The 13,306-nt window shown below is 66.6% G+C and carries 8 protein-coding genes and 1 pseudogene; 5 read left to right on the forward strand and 4 right to left on the reverse strand.

Annotated elements, in window-relative coordinates; translation table 11 throughout:
• The first annotated feature begins 17 nt into the window (after window positions 1-17).
• Window positions 18-353, forward strand: coding sequence for a thioredoxin (trxA, locus tag LR394_RS03505; protein ID WP_231438859.1), 336 nt, complete (start codon window positions 18-20; stop codon window positions 351-353).
• Between the two features lie 14 nt (window positions 354-367).
• Entirely contained in the window at window positions 368-1,567 is a 1,200-nt protein-coding gene (locus tag LR394_RS03510) for an N-acetylmuramoyl-L-alanine amidase (RefSeq protein WP_231438860.1), read from the forward strand.
• Window positions 1,568-1,632: 65 nt separating this feature from the next.
• On the opposite strand, the gene LR394_RS03515 is transcribed toward LR394_RS03510, so the two are convergent.
• Entirely contained in the window at window positions 1,633-2,295 is a 663-nt protein-coding gene (locus LR394_RS03515; RefSeq protein ID WP_231438861.1) for a GNAT family N-acetyltransferase, read from the reverse strand.
• Between the two features lie 223 nt (window positions 2,296-2,518).
• Between LR394_RS03515 and LR394_RS03520 the strand changes: the two genes are divergently transcribed.
• Both LR394_RS03520 and LR394_RS03525 read left to right on the forward strand, forming a co-directional pair.
• Complete coding sequence (locus LR394_RS03520; RefSeq protein WP_231438862.1) at window positions 2,519-3,823, forward strand: aminotransferase-like domain-containing protein; 1,305 nt, start codon at window positions 2,519-2,521, stop codon at window positions 3,821-3,823.
• Window positions 3,824-3,847: 24 nt separating this feature from the next.
• Window positions 3,848-4,798: a D-alanine--D-alanine ligase family protein gene (locus tag LR394_RS03525; protein WP_231438863.1), complete on the forward strand. Its 951-nt coding sequence runs from the start codon at window positions 3,848-3,850 to the stop codon at window positions 4,796-4,798.
• A gap of 72 nt (window positions 4,799-4,870) precedes the next feature.
• Here the strand turns inward: LR394_RS03525 and LR394_RS03530 are convergent, their stop codons facing one another.
• From LR394_RS03530 to LR394_RS03540, 3 genes are all read right to left on the reverse strand, one after another.
• A complete protein-coding gene (locus tag LR394_RS03530; RefSeq protein WP_231438864.1) occupies window positions 4,871-6,010 on the reverse strand; it encodes a ParB/RepB/Spo0J family partition protein in 1,140 nt (379 codons plus the stop codon).
• Window positions 6,011-6,300: 290 nt separating this feature from the next.
• Window positions 6,301-7,557 (reverse strand): ParA family protein, encoded by a 1,257-nt coding sequence (locus tag LR394_RS03535; RefSeq protein ID WP_331283038.1) that lies wholly within the window; start codon window positions 7,555-7,557, stop codon window positions 6,301-6,303.
• 1,514 nt (window positions 7,558-9,071) lie between these two features.
• Window positions 9,072-9,389, reverse strand: a complete 318-nt coding sequence (locus tag LR394_RS03540; protein ID WP_231438865.1) for a hypothetical protein — start codon at window positions 9,387-9,389, stop codon at window positions 9,072-9,074.
• 3,401 nt (window positions 9,390-12,790) lie between these two features.
• Here LR394_RS03540 and LR394_RS03545 point away from each other — a divergent pair.
• Window positions 12,791-12,976, forward strand: a pseudogene (locus LR394_RS03545) (IS630 family transposase); the annotation flags it as partial.
• Window positions 12,977-13,306 lie beyond the last annotated feature (330 nt).

The following is a 13,306-nucleotide window of genomic DNA, read 5'->3' on the forward strand; positions in this document are numbered from 1 at the left end:
ACTTTCGAGGAGAACCAATGGCTGACACGACGAACGCACCCAAGGCCGTGACGGACGCGACGTTCGATGCCGAGGTGCTGAAGTCCGACAAGCCGGTGCTGGTCGACTTCTGGGCCCCGTGGTGCGGCCCGTGCCTGCAGGTGGCCCCGGTCCTGGCCGAGATCGCCGCGGCGCACCCGGAGATCACCGTGGTGAAGGTGAACACCGACGAGAACCCCAAGGTGGCCTCGTCCTACGGCATCACCTCGATCCCGACGCTGAACGTGTACCAGGGCGGGGAGCTGGTGAAGTCGATCATCGGGGCGAAGCCGAAGCCGATCCTGCTCCGCGAACTGGCCGACTTCCTGAACTGATCCGCCTCCCGATGGTGAGTTCTTCCCCCCGCCATCCCTCGGCCGCTCCGGACCTGCCCACGCTGATGGGCCGGGCCGGGGCGGGCCGTCCGCTGCGTCTGGGTGACACCGGGGACCTCGTCCCGGTGCTGCGGGCGCTGCTCATTCGCGCCGGAGCCCTGTTGCCCGGTGCCAGTACCGACCAGGAATCCCACTTCGACCCCGGCCTGGACGCTGCCGTACGTGGTTTCCAGCAGGACCGCGGACTGGTGGCCGACGGGATTGTCGGTCCGCAGACTGCGCTGGCTCTGGACGGTGCCCGCTGGCGGCTGGGTGACCGGACGTTGCTGCTCACGGCCGGCCACTGGATGCGTGGAGACGACGTGTCGGCGCTCCAGGAGCGGATGGTCGTCCTAGGTATGCACGCCGGCCCGGTAGACGGCATCTTCGGCCCCGCCACCGAGTCTTCGCTCCGCGAGCTGCAGCGTGGCCTGGGGCTGCCCGCAGACGGTATCTGCGGGCGTCCTACGTTCACCGCTCTTGGCGCCCTGGGGCGTTCGGTCTCCGGCGGAGACGCCTGGGCGCTGCGCTCGCGCGGATCGGTAGCCATGGCGGGCGTCAGCCTGGCCGGGAAAACCGTGGTGCTCGACCCGGGCTCCGACCGTACGCCGGGAGTGGACGGGGTGACCGAGGCCGCCGTGGCGTACGACGTCGCGCTACGCCTGGCCGATCGGCTCTCCGCCGTGGGTGCCCGGGTGCGCCTGACACGCGAGCCCGACCAGGACATCAGCGCCGAGGACCGGGCCGCCCTGGCCGAGTCCGAGAGCGCCGATCTGGTGATCAGCCTGACCACCGAACGGCATCACAACCCCGTGGCCTCGGGCGTGGCCACGTACTACTGGGGTGGCGGACGGGTCGGGCAGCACTCCGAGGTCGGCCAGCGCCTGGCGCAGCTGATGCAGCGGGAGATCACGGCCCGCACGGCGCTGCTGGACTGCCGCAGCCACCCCTGCTCGTACGACCCGGTACGGCTGACTCGCATGCCTGCCGTGATTCTGGCGCTGGGGTACCTGACCAGCCCGCAGGATGCCGGGCATCTGGGGGACGCGGATTTCCGCGCCCAGGTGGCGGAGGCGATGCTGTTCGCCGTGCAGCGGCTCTACCTGGCGGAGAACGATGCCGACACCGGCACGCTGAAACTCAGCGACGTACAAGCTTTCGCGCGACAGCGCTGAGTGCTTCTTACGGGGGCCCCTCACCATTGCGGTGAGGGGCTCTCTTGCTTGGGGACGTCTGTGGCTTACCTGGCGATGCTGGTGCCGGAAAGCGCGGGGAGACGAACCGTTCCGAGAATCTGCTCCAGGGCCAGCTCGACGTCCTCCCGCCACGAGATCGCCGTCTTGAGCTCAAGCCGCAGCCGGGGGAAGCGATGGTGCTGACGTACCGTCTTGAAGCCGACCGCGGTGAGCAGATCGGCCGGCACGAGACACGACGCCTGCTCCTTGTCCTCGTGCCTGGGGTCGGCCGACATCCCGCCCCCGGCGGTCAGCCCGAACGCTTCCAGCGCCCGTACCCCGCGTCGGCTGAGGTCTTTGGCGGTGGCCTGCAGCAGCATCCGGGCCAGGCCGGCGCCGGCGAACTGGGGCAGTACCCGCGCCGTCATCAGCAGTACGGCGTCCCCGCTCACCGGGGATGTCGGGAACTCCAGGGCTCGCGGCACCAGGGCCGGCGGGGCGTAGGTGACGAAACCGGCGGGCTGATCGTCCACGTAGGCGACCCGGCCGCACGACCCCCACTCCAGCAGCGTCCCGGAGATCCACGCCTCCTTCTCGAACCCGGTGTCCCCGGCCTGCCGGGCCTGTTTCGCCGCCAGCGGGTCGAGTTCCCAGGTGACACAACGCCGGCACGTACTCGGAAGGTCCGAGAGATTGTCCAGCGTGAGCGGTGCGAGCCTCCGGCTCATCCAATGGCTCCTGCGGCGGTGATCGGAACTGGTCAGGTCGGTCAGGGACCGGTCGCGACAATATGTCGACCGGAAAAGATCGTAGGCCTCACAGGCGTATCCCGTGAATACGTCATGCAGTTACTTTCCCGTTACTGAACGTAACAGCATGGACAAGTGAGAGCCCACCTGATGGTCTTACACGTCTGACCAAGACGCGAGCGGTGAAGGTAGGTCATGCACGATGAGTGAGGGCAACGTGGGCTCCCGGCTCGACCAGTGGCTCGGCTCGTACGCAGCCCGCACCCGCGGGATGACGGCGTCCGAGATCAGGGCACTGTTCGCCGTGGCCAGCCGGCCCGAGGTGGTCTCCCTGGCCGGGGGCATGCCCAACCTCGCCGCCCTGCCGATGGACGTGGTCGGCCGCTCGCTGGCCAACCTGGTCGCCCAGAACGGCCCGGTGGCCCTGCAGTACGGCTCCGGCCAGGGCGATCCGGAACTGCGCCGGCGCATCCTCGACGTGATGGCACCGAACCGGGTCAGCGCCCACCCCGACGACATCGTCGTGACCACCGGCTCGCAGCAGGCCCTCGACCTGGTCACCCGGATCTTCGTCGACCCGGGCGACGTGGTGCTGGCCGAGGCCCCGAGCTACGTCGGCGCGCTCGGCGTGTTCCGCTCCTACCAGGCCGACGTGGTGCACGTCCCGATGGACTCCGAAGGCCTGATCCCGGAAGCCCTTTCGGACACGCTGATCCGGCTGAAGCGGGCCGGACGCAAGGTCAAGCTGCTGTACACGGTTCCCAACCACCACAATCCCGGGGGCGTCACGCTGGCCGCCCACCGACGTCCTCAAATTGTCGAGATCGCCCGCCGGTTCGGGGTTCTGATCCTCGAGGACGACCCGTACGGTCTGCTCGGCTTCGACGGCGACCCGCTGCCTGCCCTGCACTCACACGACCCCGAAGGCGTCATCTACCTGGGTTCGTTCTCCAAGACCTTCGCCCCGGGCTTCCGGGTGGGCTGGGCCGTGGCGCCGCACGCCGTACGCGAGAAGCTGGTGCTGGCCAGCGAATCGGCCATCCTGTGCCCGAGTTCGTTCAGTCAGATGGCGGTCACCTCGTACCTGGCCGAACACGACTGGAAGCACCAGGTGGGGCTGTTCCGCGAGCTCTACCGCGAGCGGCGGGACGCGATGCTGCAGTCCCTGAGCGACATGCTGCCGACGTCGAGCTGGACCAACCCCCAGGGTGGCTTCTACGTCTGGGTAAAGGTCCCCGACGGCCTGGACACCAAAGCCATGCTGCCGCGTGCGGTGACCGCCCGGGTGGCGTTCGTCCCCGGTACCGCCTTCTACGCCGACGACCAGGGCCGCGACCACATGCGCCTGTCGTACTGCTACCCCTCCCCGGAACGCATCCGCGAGGGGGTACGTCGGCTGGCCTCCGTGATCGACGAAGAACTCGACGTCCAGGAGACTTTCGGTACCCCCGGTAGCGGGCAGCGGGCGGGGTCTTCCGTTGACTCGCCCGGCCCAGACCTGAGCTGATTCTTTGTTGTTGCTGACGGAGGTATGAACACCATGTTGTCGCCGCGGGTTCTGATCCTGGCGGGAGGCCTCTCGCACGAGCGGGAGGTGTCGCTGCGGTCAGGCCGCCGAGTTGCCGAGGCCCTGCGTGAAGCCGGGTGCCAGGTCACCGTCACGGATGTCGACGACCAGTTGCTGGACACGCTGCGGTCGGGACAGATCGACGTGGTGTGGCCGCTGTTGCACGGGGTCAGCGGCGAGGACGGCGCCGTGCGTGATGTGCTGGAACTGGTCGGGGTGCCTTACGTGGGGTCCGCCCCCGCCGCCTGCCGCTTGTCCTGGGACAAGTCCGTGGCCAAAGGCATCGTCCAGGAGGCCAAACTCGCCACGCCTCGGTTCGTCGCCCTTCCCCACGGCATTTTCCGCGAGCTCGGCGCGAATCGGGTGCTCGGCTCGATCGTGGAGAAGCTGGGACTTCCCCTGGTGGTCAAGCCCGCTCGCGGAGGCTCGGCTCTGGGCGCCTCAGCGGTGCGCGATACGGCCGGGCTGCCCCGCGCGATGGTCGACTGCTTCGCCTACGGTGATGTGGCCATGGTCGAGCAGCGCGTCTCCGGGGTGGAGGTTGCGGTCACGGTGCTGGACACCGGCTCCGGGCCGGTCGCGCTACCCCCGGTAGAGATTGTGCCGGACTCCGGGTTCTACGACTACGACGCCCGCTACATCGCCGGCGCCTCCGAGTTCTTCTGCCCGGCCAGGCTTTCTGCGCCGGCGCTGGAGGCGGTGAAGGCAGCGGCACTCACCGCGCACAATGCCTTCGGGCTCCGGCACGTCTCCCGCACCGATCTGATCGTGGACGAGTCCGGCGAACCCTGGTTCCTGGAGGTCAACGTGGCTCCGGGGATGACCGAGACCTCCCTGCTGCCACTTTCGATCGAGGCAGCCGGCCTGTCGGCTCCCACGGTGTACCGGCAACTGGTCGAGCGGGCTTTGGTCTGAGCTCCCTTCCACACAACTAAGGACGCCCGCCAGCGTTTGGGCTGGCGGGCGTCCTTAGTTGGTGATCTGGTTCTATTGGCCGTTCTGGAACGCCTTACGCAGCTCCGGCGCCAGGATGTCGAGGATCCGGTTCAGATCCTCCACGCTGGCGAAGTCCACGCTCAGCTTGCCGCGGGACGCGCCGAGCGAGATCTTGACCCGGGTGTCCAGCTGGTCGCCCAGCCGGGTGGCCAGATCATCCAGCTCGACGTTGCGCCCGCCGGCCCGGGGCTTACGCCGCGAGCTGGCCTTCGACGAATCCGCCGGCTCGCTGATCGCCACCGCCTCTTCGGTGGAGCGCACCGACAGGCCTTCTTCGACGATCCGCTGCGCCAGGCTGTCCATCGCGTCAGCGTTCTCGAGGCCCAGCAACGCCCGGGCGTGACCGGCCGAGAGCACCCCGGCCGCAACCCGGCGCTGCACCTGCGGCGGCAGACGCAACAGCCGGATGGTGTTGCTGATCTGCGGCCGGGAACGGCCGATCCGGGTGGCGAGGACCTCGTGCGTGCAGCCGAAGTCGTCGAGCAGCTGCTGGTAGGCCGCCGCCTCTTCCAGCGGGTTCAGCTCGCTGCGGTGCAGGTTCTCGAGCAGCGCGTCGCGCAGCATGTCGTCGTCGTTGGTGTCCCGGACGATCGCCGGGATGTGCGCGAGCCCGGCTTCCTTGCTGGCCCGCCACCGACGCTCGCCCATGATCAGCTCGAAGGGCGCGGTGTCGCCGGAGCCACCACCGGGCACCGAGCGCACCACGATCGGCTGCAGGACACCGATCTCCTTGACCGAGTGCACCAGCTCGGCCATCGCCTCTTCGTCGAACACCGACCGCGGCTGGCGGGTGTTCGGCATGATGTCGCCGACCGGCAGTTCGGTGAAGTAGGCGCCGGGCACAGGCACCAGTTCGGGGGCCTTGGCCTCCGCCTTGGCCGCCTTGCCCTTCTTCTCGGTGCCGGACACGGAGAGCTCCGGCTTCGCCGCCTCGCCGGGCTTGGCGCCGGTCTTCTCGGGAGCGTCGGTGGTCTCGACCGAGATCTTGTCCACGTCGGGCGGTGCTTCGCTGTCCTGACGGTCGTTGAAGAAGACGCCGTCGACCGGACGGTCTCCGGCGGGCCGGGCTGCCGGAGGCGGCGGGATCAGCGCACCGAGGCCCCGCCCCAAGCCCCTACGCTTGTCGCTCACGCCTGCTCCTCTTCACTACGCATGGTGTTTCCGCTCTGCCACGTGCTTGCGCCGGTTGGCCTGGTTGGGTTCCCCGTTACGACTGCTGGTTCCGAGCGTTCTCAGTGCTCGAGCGCAGACATGCCGGCCGCGGGATCACCCGTACGGCGCAACCTGGTCGCGCTGCAGTTCTCTGATCTGTCCGACGCAGGTGGCCACGGACCGCTCGAGTGTGAGTGGTCCGTGAGCACCGGCGTCGTTCGTTCACGCCCGGTCGGTGTGCCCCGTCTGCCCCGTCTGGGAGCACCTCGTCACGACCGGTCCCCCGTGTTCTCGCCCTGCTGTTCGCGTTCGCTTTCGTCGAGCACCTGCTCGGCCAGTTCGCGGGCGGCCTCCAGGTAGGAGAGCGCCCCGCTCGAGGCCGGGTCGTACGTCATCACGGTCTGGCCGTGGCTGGGTGCCTCGGAGATCCGGACCGAGCGCGGAACGGTGGTCTTGAGTACCTCGGTGGTGAAGTGTGCCCGAACCTCGTCGGCAACCTGCGACGACAGGCGGGTACGCCCGTCGTACATGGTCAGCAGAATCGTCGAGACGTGCAGCTGCGGGTTGAGGTGCCCCTTGATCAGGTCCACGTTGCGCAGCAGCTGGGACAGGCCCTCCAGCGCGTAGTACTCGCACTGGATCGGGATCAGCACCTCCTGCGCGGCGACGAAGGCGTTGACCGTGAGCAGGCCCAGGCTGGGCGGGCAGTCGATCAGGATGTAGTCGAGCCGGCCCGGGCCCGCCTCCTGCTCCTCGAGGTAGACCGCGACCGCCTTCTGCAGCCGCGACTCCCGGGCGACCAGCGAGACCAGTTCGATCTCGGCGCCGGCCAGGTCGATCGTCGCCGGGGCGCACCACAGGTTGTCGACGTCGGGGCACTTCTGCACGACGTCCTTGATCGGCATGCCGTCGACCAGGACGTCGTAGACGCTGGGGACCTCGGCGTGGTGATCGATGCCGAGGGCGGTGGACGCATTGCCCTGCGGGTCGATGTCCAGCACCAGCACGCGCAGACCGGCCTGGGCCAAGGCGGCGGCGAGGTTGACCGTGGTGGTGGTCTTGCCGACGCCGCCCTTCTGGTTCGAGACCGTGATCACGCGGGTCTGCTTGGGGCGCGGGAAGCGGCGGCCGGCGAGGGCGATCCGGCGACGGGTGTCCTCGGCGACCTCGAGGGCGAGGGGCGTCGAGTCGTCCAGCAGCGAGATCGACTCGACCAGCGGCTGACTGTCGGTGGTGGCCGGGGCGGCGGTGGCTCCTGCTTCACGCGCCTCGGCGGGGCGCGGCGCGGTCGGCCGCAGCCCGGTAGGAGTCGTTTCCACACCCAGCCAAGGACGGGTGACGGACATCGAGTATCCGCTCTCGGAGTCCGAGGTGCTGGGCTCGTTGCTCGCTGACATCCGAACCTCTGCAGATGGTGGGTTGCTGGGGGCCTGTTCCTGGGCCCCGGCCGGGCTGCCGCCGACCTCGGCGCTTGCGTACTGGCGATCATTGGCCGGCGAGTTGTCGTACCGCTCGACCCGGTTCATATCGATCAGAGGACCATTCTGGCTATGGGCCCTGCTCACATACGCTGCGACGATCTTGTCGACGTCTGGCGTGACGATCTGCTGACCCGGAATTCCAATGGGATTACCACCCTGATCGTATCCCTCCGGGGGGAAAACTCCGCCCCCTGTACTGAAGCGATCGCGTGGAGCCGGGGGAAGATCGTCACTTTCGCGGATGTCGACGACGGACTGTGGTCGTGGGATTGCCAGCGGTAGATCGCCATCGGGTTCGGTCGGCTTGGTTTCACGTGAATCCAGGCCGTAGCGCGCATCGAGATCTTGCACAGAGTTGGCTCGGCGGACGGGTCGGCGGCTCGTTGCTGGGCTGCTGGTCCTGGTTCCGCGGTCGTTGGTACTGGCTACGCGGTTGTCGGTACTGGCCTCGAGGCCGTCGGTATCGCCTCGGACAGTGGCGGCCGGGGCTGCCACATCCTTGCCAGTTACTGCTTGGCTGGCTGTGGCAGTCGGCTTGTCAGTTGCCACAGCTCCGCCTTGGCCAGCCACCAACCCAGGCCCCTGGTCAGAGCTGGTCGCTGCGCTGACGCTTGTGGCTTGGCCTTGGCTAGTGGCTTCCTGTTCTGATCCCGGTCGGCTGGTGCCATCAGGCTCGGCCACAGGCAGGGCAACTGCTTCCGGGGTGGCCTCACTTTCCGGGCTCCACGTGGCAGCCTTCTGGCCGAGGCTGCTGCTTGCAGCTAGTTCTTGGGGGCCTAGGTCTCGCGCCGTTCCATGCAGGGCCGATCCGGCTTCGTCTTGTCCGGGCGTGGCCTGTTCAGCCCTTTCTCCAACAGAGCCGCCCCCGGCAGACCTGCCCGGGCTGAGACTCTCGTCAGCATCGCTCTCTCGGCCGGCCCAGGCCTGGGCCTTGAGGTTGGGGTGCCCTGGGCCGATGCTGCCTCGTCCGGTCACCTCTTGGTCGATGCTGTCTCCGGCAGATGCAGCCCTGCCAGTCACATCGTGGCTGTCCTCGCCCGTGTCCCCGACAACTCCACCGAGGACGAGGTTGTTCTCCGCAGCGACGTTCTGGCTCGCGTCTCCCCCTTGCGCCTGCCAAGGTTCTTCTCGCTCGGCTACGCCTCGGCTCAAGCCGCCCAGGCCAGACCCAACCTCGCTTGCTGTGAGCCCATCCGTTTCACTACGGCCAGGCTCTCCCTCTTGCTGATCGATCGCATCGCGCTTCAGGCTGCGGTGTCCAGACCCAGCCGAGCCGACCCGGGCTGAGCTGGCCTCGCCCTGAGCATCCGCGCCCCAGCCATCCGCACCCCGACCACCTATGGCCCGACCGCCATGCCTCCAACCAACCCGGCTCGTGTCTTCTGTCCTCGACGTGCCTCGGTCGGCTCCATCCCCGATCGGAGCCGCTTCGCCGAACTCACTTCGCTCAGACCCTGCCGAGCCATATAACGGTTCGCCGCCTGCCGACTGTTCATCATGGGCCAGGCCATCCTCCGACCAACTGCTTCGAGGCTGGCCGCTCACTGCCTTAGCCCGGCTCATCTCGTTTCGAGGCAGGTCATCAGATAGCGGTGCGGGTGCAGCCGCAGGGCGTCGGGTATCTCGAGAGGGGCCGCGCTCCCCATTACCCCGGCGATGCGCGGCAGCTGCGCCCTCGTTCCCGTGGCGACCGCGCCTACTGATGCTGGTTGCTCCAGGGTCAGCCAGCTCCCGATCAGCACGGCTGCCATCATGCGCGCCCTCGGAAACTGCTCGATCTGGCTGAGCGCCGCCGGGTGGATGCCCCGGGCCAGGTCGTGCAGCCCGTTCTTGATTCGGCCCGTCCCGGTCGACCGTCTCGAGGCCAGCTTCGCCATCGGTCCGAGAATCTCCAAGAGGACGGTCGATCGACCTTCCCAAGTGTCCTGCTGCTCCACCTTCAAGAGGGAAGCCACTGGATGCAGAGCCACCGATCGGGGGTTGGTGACCTGTTCGGCGGACCACTCCTGATGCCGTCGGATCGCCAGCCGGCCCAATGACATGCTGGCCTTGCTCCGGCCGGTTCTGCGTGACGAATTCGCTGTCCGAAGCTGGCGGCGCGACTCCCCCGCTCCCTGCTGATGCCGCCGCCGCGGCTCTCTCAGCCAGAGCACCAAGAGCGGAGTCCTTCGCCTGCCTCGCCGATTCTGCTCTTCGTCGGCCAGCTCGGGTCGTCGGCTCGAAGCCCTGTCGAAGGGCTGAGCGAGCTTGATCAGCGGACCTGTCCCGATTCTCGCCATCAGAGATGGCAATCGACTCAGCGCTCTGATCTCCCAGCTCAACCACTTCGCCGAAAGCCTCGTCATGGGGTTCGCTCCGTGGCAGTTCCGAGGAAGTCCGGTCCTCTCCAACGAAGGGAGCTGGCTCCAGGGCATCCTGCTGATCGGGGGATGCGGCCGAGGACGGGGGCGCTTCATCTGACGATGTTTCACGGGAAACCAAGGGGGATGTGCGGTTGCGTTTGGGCCATCCCAGGCCGTCTGCCATTCGCTTCAGTGCTGTCGAGGGCCAGCCCAAGTCGCTCACCAACGTCCCTTCCTCGACTCAGTTCGAGTCATCGTGTCCCGCTAGACGTCATCGCGAGAGTCATCCACAGCTTCTCCAGTTGTGGATGACTGTGGATAACTTTCGAAAGCGACGACGACCGGCAAGGCCTTCATCCACGCTGGTCAGAGCCTGATTTCAAGTTGTCCACAGAGCTACGCCCGACCGCGACTATCCCCAGGTTTATCCACAGGCCGGTTGCGCTATCCCCACCGCAATGTTCGGCCATCCCTAGCGGGTAAGCGGACGCGTACTCACTGCTTGCGTCCGCCCAAGTCAATCACGCCCGCATCACATTACCCACGATGCCGAGCCCGAATGTACGGCGCGTCACTAAATGACTGTGCTGCGTAATGATAGTAAGGCGGGCAGATGTCTGGTCGTTGTGGAATGGCGTCTGCAAAGGGGTTGATCGCGAACACCTGATAGCCGCCGGCAGCGATCAAGGCTTGCACCCACGGTCCCCGGTTGGTCTCGATCCCGACCACGACCCGGCCTGCCTCATCCTCATCACCGAGATGATCGCGATCATCGTGTGCAGGCGTCCAGCCCTCGATCCCTTCCGGCGCATGCCGACCGTCTCATCCACGATCTCCACATCGCGGTGGGCTTCGGCCCAGCCATCCCCGAGGAACAGCATCTACGGTCCAGGTCCGCCAACGCGGCCGTGGTGCCTCCACCAGCTCGAAGGACACATCCCCATCTGAACCAGCGGAGAGGACTAGCGGTGACCTGGATCAGTACTTCACCGTCTATCAGCCCGGGCCCGGCACGACATCCCACCAGCCATGAAAGTCTCCTCACCCATCACAGCCAGGGACACGATCTAGGACTCGAACTTCATAGGCCGGCTTTACTAACTCACACCCGCTAGCGGCTCGGACACCTCGGTCTCCTACGACACCTTCGGTGCACCCTGCTGGGTGTTTTCCGGAGGATGCCGACGCTCGTCAGGGTTCTTGTTCTCCCCGTGGATCGACGTTCGTGCCACCTAGCTGCACAACTCACGCTCAAAGTTGCCGTGAAACCACAATCCTGAAGGCAGCTGGATCTGAGCAGACTGGCCGTCCGCTCCGGATCAGCAGTCTGGAACAGGTTGAGGCGGGAGCCTTGGCCTGCACCTTGCCAGCCGAGTTCGGCTGGCTCTACCACTCAGGTTGTCGTCCGGTGATCTGGCCGCTGCGGCCACCAGACAAGGCCCGACGCCACGATCACCCTCGAGCGTGCCCGTGCCCCAGACATGGGGCTCGAAGTTCGTCGACGGTGATCGGAGATCCTGAATATGGCCCCGATCAAGTTGTAGCTGTACCGATCCTGGATTCACCTCCGCGACCCCGACTTCGCGTTTAAGGCCGGCCGGGTCCTGGATCTCTACGAGCGCCGCTGGGACGGAATATCTCTCGCAAGGACGAGCAAGTGGTCAGCTGATGAGCAGGCCCCACTCCAGGCCCAGCCGCCCGATCCCAGCCCGATCTGGCGGCTGGGCCGATACGGATCCGGCGTACCAAGTTTGCGTACATTCGGAGCGGCACCATGGCCGGTAGGCGGTAGGTCATCCCGATCGACCTGCTCGCCTCGGCCACGGGGTCCGGCACCAGGTCCATTTGGCCCGTGCGATCGGGCAGGTTGCCGACGAATCCGGGATCGTGCCGTCTGAACTTGGGCGCCGAAGTGGTGGGCACTCAACCGTACGCCTCGGCTCGCCAGGTGTTCGGGATCGTTGGGCGCCTTCCACAAGGCAACCAGTCCATCGCGCGGATGCGGAGCAACTGTCCACAGCTACCCTCCTCCACCTCACCTGCCGGTACGCGCATCCTGGCTGAACCAGGAAGAGATCTACTACTTGGTCCTGTAGCGCAAGGTCCTCAGACGCCGACTCCCCCGCCTGAGGACCCGCGCGCCGAATGGTCTGCTATGGCTGTACTAGCGACTCGGGCGATAGACGATGACCCGGCATCGTTCGTGGTTTCACGTGGAACGGCGGCCATCAAGAAGGGTCTGGGCTGGCTGCGCCGATAGGCAACATCACTCATATCGAGCGCTTCCGATCGTTGGCGGGCGAGGGCGGGCTGTCTGACCGACCTGCCACCGTGGTGGGGATGCGTAGACGATGACACTCAAACCTGAAGTCGGTGTTTCGGAGCGAAGTTGATCGCATCGGCGCCGCTCCAGCCAGGCGGATCCTCGCCGAGAGCTGGGAGCGCTTCAACGTCCGCAGCAAAACTTGAGGGCCCGGTGGCAGATTCATACACATCCGTGGCGGTGATCTAGTTGCTCGTCCCGCGCAGCGTTGCACCTCGTCCCACTGCGTCTGGCCATGAGTCGGGCCAGCGATATCGTCCAGGTGCGCCAAGACCCGGTCGACTTCGAACAGTTTCACGACGGCTTGAAGTTGATATCCGAAGCTTCCAATTCTGACGTCGTAGGCCTAGAGACAGAACGTCGCAGCCAAGGTGCTGGAGGCGCCTGGACCTGTCCTCTGATCGACGTTCTCTGCACACCAGAACTCGCGATACTTCTCGCTCAGCCTGGTGCCATGGGAGGGGTATCGGCGCCACTTAATCGAGCTAGCGCGTTGGCCACATACGTTTCCCGGCTTTGTAGCACGCGGGAGTCGGTCCCACCGTGATGGCTTGGCGGCCATCACGGTGGCCTTTCACGGTTCAGGCAGGTGTGAAAGGCGTGGTGGTGAAGCGTGGCGGGGCCGGTCAGGGCCAGGCAGCTTTCCGAGGACGAAGTACGGCGGCTGCAGCAGATCGTGCGGCGGGGCAAACACGGCACGATCCGAGTCCGCCGGGCCATGATGATCATGGCCTCAGCCTCCGGAACACCGGTGCCGACGATCGCCCGGTTGGTCACGGCGGATGAGGACACCATCCGCAAGCTGAGGACGATCACGTGAGCGCCGAGCGCGTTGGCCAGGTCCCGGCTGATCCGGTACTGCTCGGTGACGCCAGGTGTTTCGACTGACCACGCTGATCCAGAATCTCAAGGATCGGGAGCTGGCCTGCCTAGACCCTCGGCGGGCGAGAGGCCGCCCGCTTGATCAGTGACGAGGACACTCAGTTCATCGTCACGACGGGACACCACCAGACCCAAGAAACTCGGCCTGCCGTTCACTCGGTGGAGCATCCGGAAACTGGTGGCGTATCTGAAGGGCAGCTTCGCGATGGTCGATCCAGCGATGAGGCCGGGCTGGCGGAGAGCGCTA

The sequence above is a fragment of the Kineosporia babensis genome (genome assembly GCF_021129305.1).
Classification (GTDB): Bacteria; Actinomycetota; Actinomycetes; order Actinomycetales; family Kineosporiaceae; genus Kineosporia; species Kineosporia babensis.

Bases quoted from the DNA above. Each gene is read 5' to 3' on its own strand.
- trxA (WP_231438859.1), top strand. From the start codon at position 18: ATGGCTGACACGACGAACGCACCCAAGGCCGTGACGGACGCGACGTTC.
- LR394_RS03515 (WP_231438861.1), bottom strand. From the start codon at position 2,295: ATGAGCCGGAGGCTCGCACCGCTCACGCTGGACAATCTCTCGGACCTT.
- LR394_RS03520 (WP_231438862.1), top strand. From the start codon at position 2,519: ATGAGTGAGGGCAACGTGGGCTCCCGGCTCGACCAGTGGCTCGGCTCG.
- LR394_RS03525 (WP_231438863.1), top strand. From the start codon at position 3,848: ATGAACACCATGTTGTCGCCGCGGGTTCTGATCCTGGCGGGAGGCCTC.
- LR394_RS03535 (WP_331283038.1), bottom strand. From the start codon at position 7,557: ATGAACCGGGTCGAGCGGTACGACAACTCGCCGGCCAATGATCGCCAG.
- LR394_RS03540 (WP_231438865.1), bottom strand. From the start codon at position 9,389: ATGGCGAAGCTGGCCTCGAGACGGTCGACCGGGACGGGCCGAATCAAG.